The sequence below is a fragment of the Dankookia rubra genome, from assembly GCF_004355005.1.
GTDB classification, from domain to species: Bacteria; Pseudomonadota; Alphaproteobacteria; order Acetobacterales; family Acetobacteraceae; genus Paracraurococcus; species Paracraurococcus ruber_A.
Genome location: NZ_SMSJ01000016.1, coordinates 95,497 through 114,485 on the forward strand (window position 1 = coordinate 95,497; position 18,989 = coordinate 114,485).

At 73.6% G+C, this 18,989-nt stretch carries 18 protein-coding genes and 1 pseudogene; 12 read left to right on the forward strand and 7 right to left on the reverse strand.

Annotation, left to right across the window (positions count from 1 at the left end):
* Window positions 1-29: 29 nt before the first annotated feature.
* The 3 genes from E2C06_RS14505 to E2C06_RS14515 all read right to left on the reverse strand — a co-directional run bounded on the left by E2C06_RS14505 (window position 30) and on the right by E2C06_RS14515 (window position 2,950).
* On the reverse strand, window positions 30-548 hold the full coding sequence (locus E2C06_RS14505; protein ID WP_133289324.1) for a hypothetical protein: 519 nt from the start codon (window positions 546-548) through the stop codon (window positions 30-32).
* 95 nt (window positions 549-643) lie between these two features.
* Entirely contained in the window at window positions 644-1,897 is a 1,254-nt protein-coding gene (locus tag E2C06_RS14510) for a flavin-dependent oxidoreductase (protein WP_133289325.1), read from the reverse strand.
* 78 nt (window positions 1,898-1,975) lie between these two features.
* Window positions 1,976-2,950: a Bug family tripartite tricarboxylate transporter substrate binding protein gene (locus E2C06_RS14515; protein WP_165982394.1), complete on the reverse strand. Its 975-nt coding sequence runs from the start codon at window positions 2,948-2,950 to the stop codon at window positions 1,976-1,978.
* A 133-nt stretch (window positions 2,951-3,083) separates the two neighbouring features.
* Here E2C06_RS14515 and E2C06_RS14520 point away from each other — a divergent pair, with 133 nt between their 5' ends.
* The 8 genes from E2C06_RS14520 to E2C06_RS14555 all read left to right on the forward strand — a co-directional run bounded on the left by E2C06_RS14520 (window position 3,084) and on the right by E2C06_RS14555 (window position 11,669).
* Window positions 3,084-3,656 carry an ANTAR domain-containing response regulator gene (locus E2C06_RS14520; protein ID WP_241671285.1) on the forward strand — a complete coding sequence of 191 codons (573 nt, stop codon included), beginning with the start codon at window positions 3,084-3,086 and terminating at the stop codon, window positions 3,654-3,656.
* Window positions 3,657-3,879: 223 nt separating this feature from the next.
* A complete protein-coding gene (locus tag E2C06_RS14525) occupies window positions 3,880-5,022 on the forward strand; it encodes a CmpA/NrtA family ABC transporter substrate-binding protein (protein WP_165982395.1) in 1,143 nt (380 codons plus the stop codon).
* Window positions 5,019-6,284, forward strand: a complete 1,266-nt coding sequence (locus E2C06_RS14530; protein ID WP_133289328.1) for a CmpA/NrtA family ABC transporter substrate-binding protein — start codon at window positions 5,019-5,021, stop codon at window positions 6,282-6,284. The genes E2C06_RS14525 and E2C06_RS14530 overlap by 4 nt, the downstream gene beginning before the upstream one ends.
* Before the next feature lies 1 nt (window position 6,285).
* Complete coding sequence (gene ntrB / locus E2C06_RS14535; RefSeq protein ID WP_133289329.1) at window positions 6,286-7,149, forward strand: nitrate ABC transporter permease; 864 nt, start codon at window positions 6,286-6,288, stop codon at window positions 7,147-7,149.
* Window positions 7,150-7,163: 14 nt separating this feature from the next.
* Window positions 7,164-7,958: an ABC transporter ATP-binding protein gene (locus tag E2C06_RS14540; protein ID WP_133289330.1), complete on the forward strand. Its 795-nt coding sequence runs from the start codon at window positions 7,164-7,166 to the stop codon at window positions 7,956-7,958.
* A 226-nt stretch (window positions 7,959-8,184) separates the two neighbouring features.
* Window positions 8,185-9,504 (forward strand): siroheme synthase CysG, encoded by a 1,320-nt coding sequence (gene cysG, locus E2C06_RS14545; protein ID WP_133289331.1) that lies wholly within the window; start codon window positions 8,185-8,187, stop codon window positions 9,502-9,504.
* A gap of 87 nt (window positions 9,505-9,591) precedes the next feature.
* Window positions 9,592-11,106, forward strand: coding sequence for a M48 family metalloprotease (locus E2C06_RS14550; RefSeq protein ID WP_133289332.1), 1,515 nt, complete (start codon window positions 9,592-9,594; stop codon window positions 11,104-11,106).
* A gap of 11 nt (window positions 11,107-11,117) precedes the next feature.
* Complete coding sequence (locus E2C06_RS14555; RefSeq protein ID WP_133289333.1) at window positions 11,118-11,669, forward strand: LemA family protein; 552 nt, start codon at window positions 11,118-11,120, stop codon at window positions 11,667-11,669.
* A gap of 408 nt (window positions 11,670-12,077) precedes the next feature.
* Here the strand turns inward: E2C06_RS14555 and cnbZ are convergent, their stop codons facing one another.
* Entirely contained in the window at window positions 12,078-12,833 is a 756-nt protein-coding gene (gene cnbZ, locus E2C06_RS14560; RefSeq protein ID WP_133289334.1) for a 2-amino-5-chloromuconate deaminase CnbZ, read from the reverse strand.
* A gap of 59 nt (window positions 12,834-12,892) precedes the next feature.
* Here cnbZ and atzD point away from each other — a divergent pair, with 59 nt between their 5' ends.
* From atzD to E2C06_RS14580, 4 genes are all read left to right on the forward strand, one after another.
* The gene (gene atzD, locus E2C06_RS14565; protein WP_133289335.1) at window positions 12,893-13,999 is read left to right on the forward strand and encodes a cyanuric acid amidohydrolase; all 1,107 of its coding nucleotides are present in this window, start codon (window positions 12,893-12,895) and stop codon (window positions 13,997-13,999) included.
* Between the two features lie 39 nt (window positions 14,000-14,038).
* Entirely contained in the window at window positions 14,039-14,914 is an 876-nt protein-coding gene (locus tag E2C06_RS14570; protein ID WP_133289336.1) for an MBL fold metallo-hydrolase, read from the forward strand.
* 1 nt (window position 14,915) lies between these two features.
* Window positions 14,916-15,863 (forward strand): Bug family tripartite tricarboxylate transporter substrate binding protein, encoded by a 948-nt coding sequence (locus E2C06_RS14575; RefSeq protein WP_133289337.1) that lies wholly within the window; start codon window positions 14,916-14,918, stop codon window positions 15,861-15,863.
* Between the two features lie 97 nt (window positions 15,864-15,960).
* On the forward strand, window positions 15,961-16,959 hold the full coding sequence (locus tag E2C06_RS14580) for an AI-2E family transporter (RefSeq protein WP_165982396.1): 999 nt from the start codon (window positions 15,961-15,963) through the stop codon (window positions 16,957-16,959).
* A 183-nt stretch (window positions 16,960-17,142) separates the two neighbouring features.
* On the opposite strand, the gene E2C06_RS14585 is transcribed toward E2C06_RS14580, so the two are convergent.
* From E2C06_RS14585 to E2C06_RS14595, 3 genes and pseudogenes are all read right to left on the reverse strand, one after another.
* On the reverse strand, window positions 17,143-18,027 hold the full coding sequence (locus E2C06_RS14585) for a PhzF family phenazine biosynthesis protein (protein WP_133289339.1): 885 nt from the start codon (window positions 18,025-18,027) through the stop codon (window positions 17,143-17,145).
* Window positions 18,027-18,839, reverse strand: coding sequence for a bifunctional hydroxymethylpyrimidine kinase/phosphomethylpyrimidine kinase (gene thiD / locus E2C06_RS14590; RefSeq protein ID WP_133289340.1), 813 nt, complete (start codon window positions 18,837-18,839; stop codon window positions 18,027-18,029). The genes E2C06_RS14585 and thiD overlap by 1 nt, the downstream gene beginning before the upstream one ends.
* Window positions 18,836-18,989, reverse strand: a pseudogene (locus E2C06_RS14595) (phosphoglucosamine mutase); the annotation flags it as partial. The gene thiD and the pseudogene E2C06_RS14595, both read right to left, overlap by 4 nt.

Below are 18,989 nucleotides of genomic sequence, written 5' to 3' on the forward strand. Positions count from 1 at the left end.
CGTGCCGCAGCCGGCTCCGCAGCGCGGCGTCAACCGCGCGCATCCCGCCTCGCCTGCGCGGTGCGGACGGATTGCGACGCGCTGCCGATCCGGGCGCCATGGATGGTCGGCCGCGCCTTCCGGTTGGGCAGCGGCCGCGTGCCGGCATCCGGCGTCGCTCCGCCCGCCGGGTGGTGCGGGACCGCCGCCTGCCGGCGTCCCAGGGCCTGCCGCAGCCGGGCCAGGTTGGCGGCGCGCCGTTCCTCCGCCAGCAGCGCGTCCAGCCGGGCATTCACCCGCCGCAGCGCGCCGGCGAAGACCTGCTTCTTCGCCGCCAGGCCGCGATCCGCGTCCGGCAGCGGCTGGGCGGCGGAGCCCTTGCCCCGCTTCGACCGGCGATGGTCGCGCATCAGGTCCCGCGCCCGGTTGCGCCGCGCCCGCAGCCAGTGCAGCAGGTCATGGACCTCCGCGCGCGGCAGGCCTTCCAGCAGCGGGAAATGGCTGCGCCGGATCGGGTCCAGCTCATCCTCGGCAAGCAGCCGGCGTTCCGTGGCGAAGGCGAGACTCATCGGTCGATGCTCCCTGCTCTGGCTTGGCGGGGCCGCTGGCCGAGGCGCCGCCGGCAGGGAGTACCATACCGCCGCCGCGGATGCAGCGGCCGGCCTCAAGCCCCGGCGGGCCTCGCCTTCAGGGTTTCCAGGTCGTAACCCGCGACCTGCTTGTAGCCGCCGGTGATGGCCAGCATCTCCTCCCGGCTCATCACGTCCTCGATGCGGGCGAAGGGGCGGTCGCCGGTGCGCAGGAAGACCTCGCGCAGGATCACGTCGGGCGGGTTCTTCCGGTTGGTCAGCACCACCTGCGTCGTCGCCGGCAGCCGCACCGCCTCATAGGCCTTCAGGGCGGCCTCGGGGTCGTCGGCATGCCGCGCCAGCCGGTCGGCCAGGCAGCGCGCATCCAGCACGGATTGCCCCGCGCCGTTCGATCCGCGCGGCACCATCGGATGCGCCGCGTCGCCGAGCAGCGTCACGCGTCCGAAGGTCCAGCGCGGCAGCGGGTCCTGGTCCACCATGGGGAATTCCAGCACGACCTCGCTGGCGCGGACCATGGCCGGCACGTCCAGCCAGTCGAAGACCCAGTCGCGGATCCAGGGCATGAAGTCCTCGACCTCGCCGGGCCGGTTCCAGTCGCGGCGGGACCGGTGCGTCTCGGTCTCCACCTCGAAGACCCAGTTCAGCAGCTGCGTCCCGTCCTCGTGCCGGCGGATGGGGTAGAGCACCATCTTGCCGTTCTTCAGCCAGCCGACCCGGGTCATCGAGGCGCCGTTCAGGACCGGCGGCCAGCGCGTCACCCCGCGCCACATGTTGTAGCCGGTGTATTTCGGGTCGCCCTCCCTGGGGTAGAGCTGGCGGCGCAGCGCCGAATGGATGCCGTCGCTGCCGATGGCGACGCTGCCGCGCAGCGCCGGCGGCACCGTGCCGTCGCGCCCCGGGGTGAATTCCACGGTGACGCCGTCCTCGTCCTGGCCGACATGCGCGACGCGGCGGTCGAGCAGGATCGCGTCCGCCCCCAGCCGCTCGCGCGCCGCCGCAAGCAGCGCGGCATGCAGGTCGGCGCGGTGCAGCGACAGCTGCGGGTGGTCGTAGCCGGCGGCGCGGCCCAGCGCTTCCCGGTGCACGTGCTGGCCGAAGCGATTGAAGAAATTCGCTTCCGAGGGCTGGACGCAGACCGCGGCCAGGGCGGGCTCGAGCCCCAGCCGCGCCAGCTCGGCCGCGGCATGCGGCAGGATGTTCACCCCGACGCCCAAGGGCCGCAGCTCGGCCGCCGCCTCCAGCACCGTGCAGGGGATGCCGTTGCGGTGCAGGCAGAGCGCCAGGGTCAGCCCGCCGACGCCGCCGCCGATCACCAGGATGCCAGACATCGCACGCCCCCTGCCGCAATACGCTTCACTATGGAGTCGCCGAGCGGCGCCGCGTCAATCCGACCCCGCCGCGGAGCATCAATCCGCCCGTATATGCGCCGCGGCCACGACCTCGCGCATCTCGCGGACCTCGGACTCCAGGAAGGCCGTGACGGCGGCGGGCGGCAACGGTGCCGGCAGCGCCCCCTCGCCGGCGAGGTAGCGGGCGAAGCCCGGCTCCTCCAGCGCCGCATTGGCCGCGGCGTTCAGCGTGCGGCGGAGCTCGGGCGCCAGGCCGCGCGGGGCGAAGAGCCCCCACCAGATCCCGGACTCGTAGGGGATGCCGGCGGCGCGCACCGTCGGCGCCGGCGGACTGCCGGCGGGCCGGTCCTCACCGGTATAGGCGATGACCCGCAGCAGCCCGCCGCGGATCTGCCCGGCGGCGCTGGCGATGGTGGTGAACATCAGGTCGACCCGCCCCGCCACCAGGTCGGTCAAAGCTCCCGCCGTGCCGCGATAGGGCACGTGCTGCAGCGTCGTCCCGGCCCGCATGTTGAAGAGCTCGGCGGCGATATGGGTGGTGCTGCCTGGGCCGGAGCTGGCGAAGTGCAGGCTGCGCGGGCTGGCCCGGTCCGCCGCCACCAGCGCCGGGATCGAGTCGAGCGGCGAGCCGGGCGGCGTCACCACGATCAGCGGCGCCTTCGCCAGCAACGCCACCGCGTCCAGCTCGGCGGCCGGGTTGAAGCCGCTGCCCTGGACCGGACCGATCGCGGCGATCGAGGACGTCGTCAGCAGCAGCGTGTGCCCGTCCGGCGCGCTCTGCGCCACCGCGGCGACACCGACGGCGCTGCCGGCACCGGGACGGTTCTCCACCACGAAGGGCTGGCCGAAGCGGGCCTGCAGCCGTTCGGCCAGCGGCCGGGCGATGGCGTCGTTCGACCCGCCCGGGGTGAAAGGCACCACGATGCGCACCGGGCGGGCAGGCCAGCCCTCCGTCTGGGCAATGCACGGTGCGGCCAGACCGGTGGTGCCCGCCGCGGCCAGCAGGGCACGGCGTCCAAGGCGTTGCGGCATCGGGTTTCCTCCGCCGCGATGCTGCCCGAGCACCGGCTGCCGCGCCACCTCCGTATCGCGGCACGATCTGTGCCTTGCCGGTCGCATGGGGACAGTCGCAAGGGCCGGCTGCGGCCCGAGGTGTCGGGGGACCGTGACTCTGCGAGTCTTGCTTGTGGACAGCGATGGCGATCGCGCGGCGGCCGTCGAGGCCGGGCTGGTCGCCGCGGGTTGCGTCGTGGTGGGCGTGGTGGGCGGCACCGCGGGGCTGACCCGGGCGGTGCGGGACAGCGGCGCCGAGGTCATCGTCTGCGGCCTCGACGATCCCTCCCGCGACGAGTTGGAGGGCATGCGGGCCTTGCACCGCGACGAGCCGCGCCCGGTGGTGCTCTTCGCCGAAAAGGCCGAGCCCGAGCAGATCGAGGCGGCGCTCGAGGCCGGTGTCGCCGCCTATGTGGTGGAAGGCATGGCGCCGGCGCGGGTGCGGCCGGTGATCGAGGTGGCGATCCGCCGCTTCCGCGCCCACCAGGCGCTGCGGGACGAGTTGGCCGCGGCGCGCCAGGATCTCGAGGAGCGGCGGCTGGTCGACCGCGCCAAGGCGGTGCTGATGCAGAAGCATCGGATGACGGAGCCGGAGGCCTATCGGCGCCTGCGGCGGATGGCGATGGATCGCGGGCAAAAGCTGGGTACCGTAGCCGCCTCAATAATGGGCAAAAACCCGAAATGACGAGCTAAAATTAGTCATAATTTCGAAATTTCCGGTCTCTTGCTCAAAGTTCACGCAATTCGCTTGACGATCGTCTCCATTCCGGTTTTCCTGCCGCGACGCGACGGCCCGCAATGGCGCGGGCCTGCCGATCCGGCGCACCTCCCCGGAGCGTGCCGCACCCCCGTTGCCCGCGGTCCAATGGCGGTCCGCACCTGGCCTTCCCGGCCGGAGGTCCGCCCGCGTGCCATCCGAGACCCTGGCCCCCGACCTGACCGGCCCCCGTCGTGCGCAGCGGCGCCACGCCGCGCGCACGCTCCGGCTCGGCTGCGTCCAGCTGACCGATGCGGCGCCGCTGCTGGTCGCCGAGGAACTGGGCCTCTTCGATGCCGTCGGGCTGCGCGTCAGCCTCTCCGTCGAGAGCGCCTGGGCGGCGCTCCGCGACAAGCTGGCCTTCGGCGCGCTGGATGCGGCGCAGTTGCTGGGGCCGATGCCGATCGCCCTCTCGGCGGGGCTGGACGGCGTCAAGGCGCAGGTCACGGTCAGCGCCGGGCTCGGTGCCAACGGCAACACGCTCACCATCTCCCGCGCCCTGGCCGCCGAGATCGGCCGCTTCCCCCGGCCGCTGCCGGCCGCCGCCTTCGCCGCCGTGGCACGACGGCGCGCCGACGCCGGCCGGCCGGTCACGCTCGGCGTCGTCTTCCCCTATTCGTCGCACAACTACCTCACTCGCTGGTGGCTGGCCTCGGCCGGGCTCGACCCCGACCGCGACCTGCGGCTGGTGGTGGTCCCGCCCGCGCTCTGCGCGCAGCGGCTGGCGGACGGCGCCATCGACGGCTTTTGCGCCGGCGAGCCCTGGGGCAGCCACGCGGCGGAACGGGGCGCCGGCACCATCGCGCTCTCCTCCGGCGACATCTGGCCGAACCATCCGGAGAAGGTGCTGGCCTTCGCCGCCGGCTATGCGCTGCGCGACCCGGAAAGCGCCACCGCCTGCACCGCCGCCACCATCGCCGCGACGCGCTGGCTGGACGAGCCGGAGAACAAGGCGGAGGCGGTGCACATCCTGCAGCGCCGCATCTTCCCCGATCTCTCCGCCGGCGCGATCGGCGCCGCCTTCGACGGCACCGCCGAAGGGTTCATGCAGGCGGCCCCCTTGCGCTTCCGCACCGCCACCCTGCCGCGGCGCGAGCAGGCGGGCTGGTGGCTGCGGCAGATGCGCCGCTGGGGCCACATCCCGCCCGGTATCGCCGAGGCCACCGCCCTCACCCCCTGGCGCCAGGACATCTGGCGGGCCGCCGCCGCCCGCCTGCGGGAGGTCGAGCCCCCCGCCCCCAACCCACCACCCGCCGACCTGCCACTCGCCCCGATGCCGGAGACCCGCCGATGAGCCTCACCCGCCGCAACGCCATCGCGGCCACCGCCGCGCTGCTGGCCGTCGCCCGCGCCGCCACCCAGCGCGGCGCCTTCGCCCAAGCCTCGACCAAGCCCGAGGTGACCAAGGCGACCCTCGGCTACATCGCCCTGACCGATGCCGCGCCGCTGATCATCGCCAGGGAGAAAGGTCTTTTTGCCAAGCATGGCCTGCCCGATGTCGAGGTCTCGAAGCAGGCCAGCTGGGGCGCGACGCGCGACAACCTGGTGCTGGGCGGCGAGCGCGGGGGCATCGACGGCGCCCATATCCTGACGCCGCTGCCCTACCTGATGACCACCGGGCGCGTCACGCAGAACAGCCAGCCCGTGCCGATGGTGATCCTGGCGCGGCTCAACACCAACGGCCAGGCGCTCTCGGTCGCCGAGAAGCACAAGCCGCTGAAGCCGACGGTCGACGCCGCGGCGCTGAGGAAGTCGCTGACGCCGGAGAGCAAGATCGCGATGACCTTCCGCGGCGGCACCCACGATTTGTGGATCCGCTACTGGCTGGCTGCCGCCGGGATCGACCCGGACAAGGACGTGCAGACCATCGTCGTGCCGCCGCCCCAGATGGTCGCCAACATGAAGGTCGGCACCATGGACGCCTTCTGCGTCGGCGAGCCCTGGAACGACCAGCTGGTCAACCAGAAGATCGGCTTCACCGCCGCCGTCACCGGCGAGCTCTGGCGCGACCATCCGGAGAAGTCGCTCGGCATGCGCGGCGACTGGGTGGAGAAGCACCCGAACGCCGCCCGCGCCCTGACGGCGGCGGTGATCGAGGCGCAGCGCTGGTGCGACGAGGCCGCCAACAAGGCCGAGATGTGCGCCATCATCGGCAAGCGCGCCTGGTTCAACGTCCCCGTCGCCGACATCCTGCAGCGCAGCCTCGGCAACATCGACTACGGCGACGGCCGCAAGGTCGAAGGCTCGCCGCTGCTGATGAAGTTCTGGCGCGACCATGCCAGCTACCCCTTCCCCTCGCATGACCTGTGGTTCCTGACCGAGGACATCCGCTGGGGCGTGCTGCCGGAGGCTACCGATACAAGGGCGCTCGTTACCCAGGTCAACCGCCAGGCGCTCTGGCGCGAGGCCGCCGAAATGGCCGGGGTGAAGCCCGCCGAGACGCCGAGCGGCACCAGCCGCGGCCGCGAGGCCTTCTTCGACGGCAAGGTCTTCGACCCCGAGAACCCGGCCGCCTACCTGGCCTCGCTCTCGATCAAGAAGCTCGCGGGGGCCTGAGATGACCGCCGTCTCCACCAAGCCCGCGCCGGCCCCGGCGCAGATGTCCCGGCCGCTGCTGGCCAGGCTGCCGCAGCCGTCGCGCATCACGCCGGTGCTGGCCAGTGTCATCCCGCCGGTGATGATCCTGGCCGTCTTCCTCGGCCTCTGGGAATTCCTCGCCAGCGGGCCGGCCGCGACGCTGCCGCCGCCCTCCAAGGTCTGGGCCGACAGCTACGACCTGATCACCGATCCCTTCTTCGACCGCGGCGGGCTCGACAAGGGGCTGTTCTGGCATCTTGCGGCCAGCCTGCAGCGCGTCGCGCTCGGCTTCGCCATCGCCGGCATCGCCGGCATCCTGACCGGGCTGCTGATCGGCACCTCGCCCTTCGCCATGCGCGGGCTCGACCCGATCTTCCAGGTGCTGCGCACGGTGCCGCCGCTGGCCTGGCTGCCGCTGAGCCTCGCCGCCTTCCGGGAAGCGCAGCCCAGCGCGATCTTCGTCATCTTCATCACCTCGGTGTGGCCGATCATCATCAACACCGCGGTCGGCGTCCGCAACGTGCCGCAGGACTACCGCAACGTCGCCGCGGTGATCCGCCTGCGCGGCCCGGCCTTCTTCTGGAAGATCGTGCTGCCGGCCGCCGCGCCCTACATCTTCACCGGCCTCCGCATCGGCATCGGCCTCTCATGGCTGGCGATCGTCGCCGCCGAGATGCTGATCGGCGGCGTCGGCATCGGCTTCTTCGTCTGGGATGCCTGGAACAGCTCCAACCTTTCCGACATCATCGTCGCGCTGGTCTATGTCGGCCTGGTCGGCTTCGCGCTCGACCGGATCGTGGCGCTGGCCGGCCGGCTGGCCACCCGCGGCACCGCGGCGGCATAACGGGAGACACCGGCATGGACCGCTTCCTCGACATCTCCCGTCTTTCCATCCAGTTCCCGCGCAGTGCGGTCCCGGTGCTGCGGCAGGTGGACCTGCAGATCGCCCGCGGCGAGTACGTCGCGGTCATCGGCCATTCCGGCTGCGGCAAGTCGACGCTGCTGAACGTCATCGCCGGGCTGCTGCCGCCCTCCGCCGGGGGCGTGGTGCTGGAAGGAAAGGAGATCGACGGCCCCGGCCCCGACCGCGCCGTGGTCTTCCAGAACCACAGCCTGCTGCCCTGGCTGACCTGCTACGAAAACATCCGGCTCGCCGTGGACCAGACCGTCGGCCGCAAGATGTCGAAGGCCGAGCGGCACGCATGGGTGATGGAGACCCTGGCGCTGGTCCACATGACCCCGGCAAAGGACAAGCGCCCGGCCGAGATCTCCGGCGGCATGAAGCAGCGCATCGGCATCGCCCGCGCGCTGTCGATGCGGCCCAAGGTGCTGCTGCTGGACGAGCCCTTCGGCGCGCTCGACGCGCTGACCCGCGCCCACCTGCAGGACCAGGTGATGGAGATCCATGCCGCCCGCGGCACCACCGTGGTGATGATCACCCACGACGTGGACGAGGCCGTGCTGCTGTCGGACCGGATCGTCATGCTGACCAACGGCCCGAATGCGACGGTCGGCGAGATCCTCAAGGTCGAACTGCCGCGGCCGCGCAACAGGCTGGCGCTGGCGGCCGACCCGGCCTTCGTCGCGGCGCGCACGGCGGTGCTGGAATTCCTGCATGCGCGGCATGCCAACCCGGCGATGTCGGCGGCCTGAAGAAAGGCCGGAGGAGCAAAGTGTTCTCCCCCAGGCCCCCTCATCTGTTTCTGCGGGTCGGCACCCGTCGTGTGGCGGGTCCCGACCCACAAAAAGGGATGGAGGGATTGGACGCATGCGTCCCACGGGAGGAAACACCGTTGCCTCCCCAATCTTCCTTCGCACCACGTGTTGCGATCACCGGCCCGCCCGGCCATCTACCGCACCCGAGCCGGAGCCCGCCTGCATGTTGCACTTCCCCGTCTTCCTCGACCTCAAGGGCCGGGTGGCGCTCGTCCTCGGCACCGGCGAGGTCGCGGAGCGGAAGGCCGCCATCCTGCGGCAGGCCGGGGCCGAGATCCGCTTCGCCGCGACCTTCGCGCCGGCGCTGCTGGACGGCTGCGCCATCGCCATCGGTGCCGATGCGGCCGACCCCGACTTGCTGGCGCTGGCCGAGGCCTGCCGCGCGCGGGGCATCCCGGTCAACGTCGTCGACAAGCCCGCGCTCTGCACCGCGCTGATGCCGGCGATCATCGACCGCGAGCCCATGACCATCGCCATCTCGACCGGCGGCGCCGCCCCGGTCCTGGCGCGGCAGGTCCGCCAGCGGATCGAGGCGGTGCTGCCGATGGGCCTCGGCCGGGTCGCGGCGCTCGCGGACCGCTTCAAGTCCGCGGTGCGCCGCCGCCTGCCGGACCTCGTCGCCCGCCGCCGCTTCCTCGACGCGGCGCTGTCCGGCCCGGCCGCCGACCTCGCCATGGCCGGCCGCGAGGCGGAGGCGGAGGCCGCCTTCGCCCGGGCGCTCGAGGGCGCCGACGCCGCGCCGCCTGGCATCGTGCACCTGGTCGGCGCCGGGCCAGGCGCCGGCGACCTGCTGACCCTGCGGGCGCTGCGGCTGCTGGGCGAGGCCGACGTCATCGTCCACGACCGGCTCGGCACCGAGGAGGTGCTGGAGCTCGCCCGGCGCGATGCCGAGCGCATCTTCGTCGGCAAGGCCCGCGCCAACCACTGCATGAAGCAGGAGGAGATCAACGCCCTGCTGGTGCGCCTCGCCCGCGCGGGCAAGCGCGTCGTGCGCCTGAAGGGCGGCGACCCGCTGGTCTTCGGCCGCGGCGGCGAGGAAGCCGAGGCGCTCGCCGCAGCCGGCATCCCCTGCGAGGTGGTGCCCGGCGTGACCGCCGCACTGGCCTGCGCCGCCGGCGCCGGCATCCCCCTCACCCACCGCGACGCCGCCCGCGCCGTGACCTTCGTCACCGGCCACCGGCGCGACGGCAGCGTCGACGTCTCCGGCCTGGTGCGGCCGGGGCAGACCCTGGCGATCTACATGGGGCTGACCATGCTGCGGGAGATCCGCGACGGGCTGGTGGCCCAGGGCCTTTCCCCCGCGACGCCGGCCGCGGTGGTGGAGCGCGGCGGCACCGCGCGGCAAAGGGTGCTGCGCGGCACGCTGGAGACCATCGCGGCCGAGGCGCCGGCCTGGGTCCAGGGTGGCCCGGCCCTGCTGCTGGTGGGCGAGGCGGTGGGCCGCGGTTCCGCCGGCTGGGCGCAGCCGGCACTGGCGGCCTGACCGCGGGGCGGCGCCGGCCCGACGCGCCCGGCGTCACTTTCGCTCCAGCCTCCGTCCCGGCGCCCGGTTCCCGTGTAAGCCGGAACGATGCCGGATCTCGCCGCCGCCCCGGCGGAGCGCACGACCTTCTTCGCCGAGCAGGCCCGGCGCCGCCGCCATGCGCGGCTCTGGGCGCTGCTCTGCCTCGGCCTGGCCGCCGGCCTCGGCGCGGTGCTCAGCACCATCACCGGGCCGCTGGTGCTGCTGCTGCTGGCGCTCGGCCTGAAGCTGCTGGCCTGGATCGGGCTGGCGCCCGCGGCGATGCTGGCGGCGCTGCAGGCGCTCGATGCCTGGATCGGCGGCTGCGTCCATGCCTTCTTCCAGGCTCTCGACATCCTCGACGCGCAGGGAGCCGTCGGCACCCGCGCCGCCATCCCTTCCTTCCTGCACGCGGCGCAGCTCGTCCTGCCGGGGATGCTGCTCGGCGCGCTCATCTGGGCGCGGCTGGCCGGCTTCCAGCGCCGCAGCGCCGTCGCCGCCGCCGCCGCAGACCTTGCCGCCCGCGCGCCGCGCGAGGCCGATGCGGAGGAACGCCAGCTCGGCAACATCCTGGCCGAGCTCTCGCTCGCCGCGGGCCTGCCGACCCCGCGCCTGCTGCTGGTCGATGCGGCGGAGCCCAATGCCGCGGCCTTCGGCGCCTCCCACCGCGACGCCGCCATCATCGCCACGCGCGGCCTGCTGGAACGGCTGGACCGGCGGGAGACGCAGGGGGTGGCGGCGCATCTCGTCGGCTCCCTCGGCGGCGGCGACCTGCGGCTGGCGGCCGCGGTGCAGGCGGTCTTCGGCACGCTCGGCGCCATGGTGCTGGTCTTCGACCTGCCCTTCCGCCGCGCCGCCTGGACCACGCTCGGCGACCTGGCCCGCGCGGTGCTCGGCCTGCTGCCGGCGGCGCGGGCCGGGCCGCTGACCACCGGCCTCGCCGCCAGCACCGCGCCGGAGTCCATGGACCAGATGATCCGGGTGATGAGCCTCGCCGAGCGCTGGCCGCCGCTCGGCGCGCTGCTGGTGGCGCCGCTGCTGCCCTGGATGCTGCTGACCCTGGTGCAGAAGCTGCTCGTTTCGCTCTGGATGCTCTTCGTCTTCGGCTGGCCGCTCGGCCTGCTCTGGCGGGCGCGGCGCTACCTGGCCGATGCCGTCGCGGTGCAGCTGCTGCGCGACCCGGAAGCGCTGGCCGGCGCGCTCCGCCGGATCGACGCGGACGGCCTGCCGCCGGGCGGGGCGCTGCAGGAGCTCGGCTTCTTCCACGCGCCGCAGCACGACGCGGCGAAGGGCTTCCGTGCCAGGGCCAGCATGGTCGCGGCGCTGACGCCGGCGCCGGGCCGGCGCCTGGCGCGCCTGGCCGCGCTCGGCGCCGGCCCGGCACCGGGCGGCGGCCTCCTTGCCGGGCTGCGCGGCATCGCGGCGCTGCCGGGCTGGAAGGCGGCACTCGTGGTCTTCCTGCTGGCGCTGCTGGTGCCGCTGTTCGGCGCGCTGGTCGTCATGGTGGGGCTGCTGCTGGCCGGCGCCTCGTTCTTCTCCGTGATGGGCGGGGCCGCCCTCGCCTCCCTCGTCCTCCGCCTTTGAAGGAGCCTGCGATGTCCGCCTGGTGGATCCCCGGGATCGTCGTGCTGCTGCTGGTGCTGCTGGCCTGGCTCTACAACGGGCTGGTCGCCGCGCGGAATCGCGTGCGCAACGCCTGGGCGCAGATCGACGTGCAGCTGCTGCGGCGCAGCGACCTGATCCCCGGCCTGGTGGAAAGCGCGAAGGGCTACATGAAGCACGAGAGCGGGATCTTCGACCGCATCCTCGAGGCCCGCCGCGCCGCCACCGCCGCCGGCGCCGACATCCCCGCCCGCGCCGCGGCCGAGGCCGCGCTGGGCCGCCAGGTGCAGGGGCTGCTGGCCCTGGCCGAGGCGGTGCCCGAGCTGCGCGCCAGCGACACCATGACGGCGCTGCAGGAGGAGCTGGCGACCACCGAGAACCGCATCGCCTTCGCCCGGCAGTTCTTCAACGACGCCGTGCAGGACTACAACACCCGCATCCAGACGGTGCCGGGCAACCTGCTCGCCGGACCCTTCGGCTTCGCGCCGGAGCGGTTCTTCGAGGTGCCGGCGGAGGCCAGGGCGAAGCCGGTGGTGAGCTTCTGAGGGCAGGATCGGGCGGCAAGTCCACTCCCTCCGCGAACCCCTCCCTGCCTTGCTGCGGGCCGGCTGGCGCCACGCGGAGGGTGCCGGGCGCGCCGGAACGGGTCAGGGGTCGGACGCCCGCGTCCCACGGGAAAATGCCGTCTTCCCGGCCGTTCCGGACATACCCCGTCCCGGCCCGGGATTTTACTCTTCAACCTCAATTCGCCTCAACCTCGCTCAAGAAAGTTGAGGCCGATCCGGCCGGGATCGGCGCCAGGCCCGGGCCAACCCGGGCCCGGCGCGATCCCGGCTTGAGGATTTGAGGATTTCAGCTTTTCAAACCCGCCCTCGCCCCGCCCGGGCATGGCGGGGCCGTTGACCATATTCCTATACGCCGCAATGCCCGGAACCGCAACGGAATCCCGTCCCTCAGCCCGGGATCACCCGCTCCAGCGGCAGGCCGCGCACGTCCATCTCGTATTCCAGCCCGACCACCGGGGGCCGGCAGTGGTGCCAGGTCACGCCGTGCCGCCCCGCGCCCCGCGCCACCAGCTCGTCGCCGAGAAAGGGATGGATGTCGTGGATGGTATAGACCTGGGCCGCCGTCGCCATGGCCCAGGACCCGCCGAGCGCCTGCATCCGCCGCTCCATCTCGCCGAGCACGAAGCTGGCCTTCCGGCGCAGCCCGGCGGGGGAGACATCCCCCAGCGCGATGGTCTGCTCCTCGTAGCTGCCCTTGCCCTCGGTGCTCTCGCCGCTGCCCGCGGTGGCGAAGCTCGGCGCGGCGCCGGCATCGGGCAGGGTGCAGGAGAAGGCATGGAAGGCGGGCTCGGCCGGCGGGGTCAGCTCGGGGCAGACATTGCTGCGCGCCACCGGGTTGTCGCTGCCCGTCAGGATCCCCCATTCCCCCAGCACCTTGGCATAGCCGAGGTTGAACTGCCGGAAGCCTGCCTCGGTGAACTGGCCGGGCGAGCGCAGCTCGCACTGGCAGAAGGCGGAGAGCGGCCGACCGATGCCCTTGAGGTAGTCGGCGATGCGGGCGAAGCCGGCCGCCATCGGCACCGGCTCGGCGAAGCGCACCCGCTCGATCCGGAAGCCCGGCAGCGCCGCGACGCCCGCCGAATACTGGAAGACCGCCGGGATGTAGCGGTAGCCGTCGCCTGGTCGTTCGCGCGTCTCGTACATGCCTCGCCTCCCTGGGTGCCGCCGCTATGCTGCCACCGAACCAGCCGATCGGACCACCCATGCCCGCGCGCCGCGCCCTGCTCCACCGCGTCCCCATGCGCCATCCTGGCGACACCGCGTCGATCGAGGCGCTGTTCGATGCCGGCGCGCTCGACCCGCAGGAGGTCGTCGCCGTGCTCGGCAAGACCGAGGGCAATGGCTGCGTCAACGACTTCACCCGCGCCTATGCGGTGCAGGCGCTGTCCCTGATGCTCGGGCGGCGGCTGGGCGAGGCGCCGGAGAGCGTCGCCGCGCGCGTCGCCATGGTCATGTCGGGCGGCACGGAGGGCGGGCTCTCGCCGCATTTCCTGGTGCTCTCGGTGACCGCGGCGGCGGCGGCCGAGCCGGCCAGCGCGCTCGCCATCGGCACCGCCTTCACCCGGGATTTCGCGCCGGAGGAACTGGGCCGCGGCCCGCAGGTCGAGGCCACCGCCGCCGCCACCCGCGCCGCCATGGCCGGGGCCGGCATCGCCGATCCCGCCGAGGTCCACTACGTCCAGGTGAAATGCCCGCTGCTGACCAGCGAGCGCATCGCCGCGGCCCGCGCCCGCGGCCGGACGGTGGCGACCGAGGACACCTATCATTCCATGGGATTGTCGCGCGGCGCCGCGGCGCTCGGCGTGGCGCTCGCCCTCGGCGAGGTGGACAGCGTGCCGGAGGCGGCGATCGGCGCCGACTGGTCGCTGTTCTCCGGCCGCGCCAGCACCTCGGCGGGCGTCGAGCTGCTGAGGTGCGAGGTCATCGTGCTGGGCAACAGCCCGGACTGGGGCGGCGACCTGGCGATCGCCCATGCCGTCATGCAGGACGCCATCGACCTGCCCGCGGTGCATGCCGCCCTCCGCGCCGCCGGCCTGCCGACCGAGGACGGCCAGGTGCCGGCGGCCGCGCGCGAGAGGCTGGTGGCGGTGCTGGCCAAGGCCGAGCCCTCCTCCACCGGGCTGATCCGCGGCCGGCGCCACATCATGGCCGACGACAGCGACATCAACGCGACGCGCCATGCGCGCGCCCTGGTCGGCGGCGTGATCGCCGGCGCGGTCGGCCGCACCGACCTCTTCGTCAGCGGCGGCGCCGAGCACCAGGGCCCCGATGGCGGCGGCCCGGTCGCGGTGGTGGCGCGCCGGGCCTGAGGCGGTACACTCGCCCGAATAACGGACGGGGGATGGAAAATGAGCACGCAGTTCCGCTTGGGCGACCTGGAAATTCACCGGGTGATCGAGGAGGAGACGCCGCTCTTCGACCCGCTGGAGTTCTTCCCCTCCCTGACCCGGGAGGTGCTGGAGGAGAACCTTCCCTGGCTGGAGCAGGGCGCCATCGACAGGGCCACGGGCAAGCTGCGGCTCTGCATCCAGTCCTACCTCGTCCGCACGCCGCACCACACCATCCTGGTCGATACCTGCGTCGGCAACCACAAGCCGCGCCCGGCCCGGCCCTTCTGGCACATGAAGACCGCCGATACCTGGGAACGGAACCTGGCGGCGACCGGCGTCTCGGTGAACGACATCGACTACGTCATGTGCACGCACCTGCATGTCGACCATGTCGGCTGGAACACCCGGCTGGAGAACGGCCGCTGGGTGCCGACCTTCCCGCGCGCGAAATACGTCTTCGGCGAGAAGGAGTACGCCTACTGGGAAGCCGAGCACGCGCGCGCGCCGAACCCGGTGATCGAGGACAGCGTGCTGCCCGTCGTCGCCGCGGGGCAGGCGCAGATGGTGAGGACGGACGCCGCGCTGAACGACCATGTCCGGCTGATCCCGACGCCGGGCCATACGCCGGACCACTACGCGGTCGAGCTCGGCAAGGGCGAGACCACCGGCGTGCTGACCGGCGACCTGATCCACTCGCCGCTGCAGGCGCGCTACCCCGAGCTGTCGATGCGCGCCGACACCGACCAGGCGCAGTCGGCGGTGACGCGGCGGCGCTTCCTCGAGCACCAGTGCGACAGCGGCCGGCTGCTCTGCACCGCGCATTTCCCCTCCCCCTCCACCGGACACCTGACGCGCTGGGGCGACGGCTTCCGCTTCATGCCGACCTCGGCCTGAGATGCGCCGGCGCGCGCTGCTGGGAGCCGCCCTGGCCGCTCCCGCCACCGCCCGGGGCCAGGCGCGGGTGGTGCGCGTCGTCAACGCCTATGGCGCCGGCGGCACCGCCGACATCGTCTGCCGCCTGCTCTTCGGCCGGCTGTCGGAACGCAGCGGGCAAAGCTACGTGGTGGAGAACCGGCCGGGCGCCGCGGGCACCATCGCCGCCTCGGTCGTCGCCCGCGCGCCGCCCGACGGCCACACGCTGCTCTATGACGCGACCGCGCATTCGGTGAACCCGGCGCTGTTCGGGCCGAAGCTGCCCTACGACACGCGGCGCGACTTCCTGCCCGTCTTCCTGTCGCTGGTCACGCCGAACACCATCGTCGGGTCCCACCACTTCGCGCCGCGCACGGTGGCGGAGCTGATCGCGGCGGCGGAGGCGGCGCCGGCGACGATCGATGCCGGGACCTCCGGCATCGGCTCGGCCCAGCACATCACCCTGGCGCTGTTCAACGCCATGGCCGGGGTGCAGATCAGCCACGTGGTCTACCGCGACGCGCCGGCGGCGCGGAACGACATGGTGACCGGCCGCATCCAGCTGCAGTTCAGCAACGTCCCCGGCAGCGTCGGCCATTTCCGCGCCGGCACCGCGCGCGTCATCGCCCATACCGGCCGCGAGCCCGTGCCGGTCCTGCCCGGCGTGCCGGCGGTCGCCGAGACCCTGCCGGGCTTCGAGACCTATGAGTGGAACGGCATTTTCCTGCCGGCCGGCACGCCGGAGGAGATCCGCCGCGGCCTGAACGCCGCGCTGAACGCGACCGCGGCCGAGCCGGCGGTCGCGGAGAAGCTGGTGGCGCTCGGCGGGCTGTTGCGGCCGAACACGCCGGAGGAGTTCGCCGGCTTCCTCGAGGGCCAGTTCGCCCTGCACGGCCGGGTGGTGCGGGAGGCGAACATCCGCGCCGACTGACGCGACGCGGATGCCGCGGCCCGCAGCAATCCGGTCCGCCAGCGGAACCGCCAGCGCCACCGTCCGTTCGCCCGTCATGACGCGTGCGCAAGGCTCCGTGCTGGTCCTCCTCGGACTGCTCCTCCTGCTGCTCTGGCTGGTGCCGGAGGTCCCGCTGCTCGGCTTCGCCGCGGTGCTGCTGGCCCTGGCGCTGCGCGCCGGGGCCGAGCCGCTGGCACGGCGCACCGGGATGCCAGACTGGGCCGCGGTGCTGCTGGTGGCGCTGCTGGTGGTCGCCGCGCTCTGCCTCGCCGCCTGGGCCGCCGCCGGACCGCTGGCCGAGCAGGCGACGCAGTTCGCGCAGTCCCTGCCGAAGAGCATCGAGACGCTGCGCGGCCGCCTGGCCGGCACCGCCTGGGGCGACTGGGTGCTGCGCCAGGCGGCGCCGGGCCAGCTGATGGGCAGCGGCGGGGTGGAGAATGCCGCGGCCACCGCGGCCAAGGCGGCGGGCAGCACGCTCGGCAGCCTCGGCAACCTGGTCCTGGTGGTGCTGGTGGCGCTCTACCTGGCGGTGCAGCCGGGCGGCTATCTTTCGGGCCTGCGCAGCCTCTTCGACCCGCGGCTCGACGGCCGGGTGCAGGACACGCTGGCCGAGATCGCGCATACCCTGCGCGGCTGGCTGCTGGGCCAGGCCTTCGCCATGGTGGTGGCGGGCACGCTGACCTGGCTCGGGCTCTGGGCGCTCGGCGTGCCGCTGGCCGGGCTGCTGGCGACCATCATCGGCCTGCTGAACTTCATCCCCGTGCTCGGCCCGGTGATCGGCGGCGTGCCGGCGGTGCTGCTGGCGGTCACGGAACAGCCGATCCTCGGCCTCTGGGTGGTCGGGCTGATCGTCGCGGTGCAGACGGTGGAGGGGAATTTCCTGACGCCGATGGTGCAGGCCCGCACCGCCGACCTGCCGCCGGCGCTGCTGCTGATCGTCCAGGTGCTGACCGGGGCGCTGTTCGGGCTGCTCGGCGTGGCGCTGGCGGCGCCGCTCTCGGCGCTCGGGATGGTGCTGGTGAAGAAGGCCTACGTGGAAGGCTGGCTGGAGCGGGAGCCGCCGCCGGCGGACTGATGCCGAGCGCGCGAAGCCCGTGCCCTCGTGCCCCTCGGACGCCGGGCGCCGTGCCGCCGCAGGGCCTGGCCTCGCCGCATCGGCGGCCGGCGCCATTTGGCGCCCCGTCCCCGCGGGCCACCGGTCGGAACGTCGTGCGTCAGGGTTGGCCGCGCGCCGCGGCCGCGCTCCCGGCGGGCCGCGTCACAGCATCGCCTCGCCGCGCAGCACGGGCACGCAGCCGCCGCCGACCGTGGCGCGGATGCCCTCCGGGGTCCGCCGCGCGGTGGTGCGCAGCAGGCTCGGACGGCCCATCTCGATCCCCTGGAGGATGTCCCAGGCGCCCGCTTCCGCGCCCGACAGGTGCAGCAGGAAGCCGGCCAGCGGCGTCGCCGCGCTGCCGGTCGCCGCATCCTCCCAGGTGCCCGACAACGGCGAGAACATCCGCGCGCGCAGCCCGGCACCGTCCCGGCGATAAAGGTAGAGTGAGAGCTTGCCGCCGAGCGCGGGCGTCGCCGCCACCGCGCGGCGGAAGGCCGGCAGGTCGGGCGCGGCGGCGGCCATCGACTCGGCCGTCACCTCCAGCAGCAGGCGCGGATTGCCGCCATCGGCGGCGATGGTCGGCGGGTGGCGGGCGGTGACGATGCCCTCCGGCGCGATCCCGGCGCAGGCGGCGGCAAGCTCCACCGGCATCGCGTCGCCGATCGCCAGCGGCTGCGGCGCGGCGATGGTGGCGCCGGAGACCGCGCCGGCCGCGCCGCGGTCGAGCCGCACCTCGACCAGCCCGGCGATCTCCTCGAAGCGCAGCAGGCCGTCCACCGCACGGTCGGCGAGGACGAAGCCGGTGCCGACGTTGGGATGGCCGGCGAAGGGCATCTCCGCGGTGCGGTGGAAGATGCGGACCCGGGCGGTGTTCGCGGGGTCGGCGGGCGGCAGGACGAAGGTGGTCTCCGAAAGGTTCAGCTCGGCCGCCAGCGCCTGCATCTCGGCATCCGTGATGCCGCGCGCATCGGGGAAGACCGCCAGCTGGTTGCCGCCGAACCGCCGGTCGGTGAAGACGTCGACCGTGACGAAGGGGAAGCGGCGCATCACAGGCCGGCCAGCCGCGCCGGGTCGAGCGTCACGCCGTGGCCGAGCGGCCCATGGCCGCGGCCGAGGCCGGGCGCCGCCAGGATCGCCGCCCGGACATAGGCCCGCGCCCGCGCCACCGCGTCGACCAGCGCCATGCCCTGCGCCAGGCCGGCGGCGATCGCCGAGGCCAGGGTGCAGCCGGTGCCGTGGGTGTGGCGGGTCTCGATCCGCGCATCCTCGAAGCGCGTGATCCCCCCGGGCGCCGCCAGGATGTCGACGAGACGCTCGCCCTCCAGGTGGCCGCCCTTCAGCAGCACGGCGCGGAGGCCCATGCCGAGCAGCGCCCGCGCCGCCTCCGGCATCGCCGCGGCATCCGGGATGGGGCGGCCGAGCAGCACCTCGGCCTCCGGCAGGTTCGGCGTGATGACGGCCGCCAGCGGCAGCAGCCGGCGCTTCAGGGTCTCGACCGCGTCCGCCTGCAGCAGCGGGTGGCCGCCCTTGGCGATCATGACCGGGTCCGCCACCAGCGGCAGGCCGGGCGCCTCGGCGGCCAGCGCGTCGCAAACCGCCTCGATCGTCGGGACGTCGTGCAGCATGCCGGTCTTCAAGGCGTCGGCGCCGATGTCGCGCAGCACCACCTCGATCTGCTGGCGGATAAAGGCGACGGGGATCGGCAGCACGCCGTGCACGCCCTCGGTGTTCTGCGCGGTCAGGGCGGTGACGGCGGTGGCGGCGAAGCCGCCGAGCGCCGTCACCGCCTTGATGTCGGCCTGGATGCCCGCGCCGCCGCCGCTGTCCGACCCGGCGACGATCAGGACGCGGCCCTTCACGCGGGAACCTTGGCGCGCGCGCGGATGGCCTCCGCCAGGGTCTCCACCGTGTCGTTGACCAGCGCCTCGTCCTCCGCCTCGGCCATGACGCGGATCACCGGCTCGGTGCCGCTGGCGCGGATCAGGATGCGGCCGCGCTCGCCGAGCTTC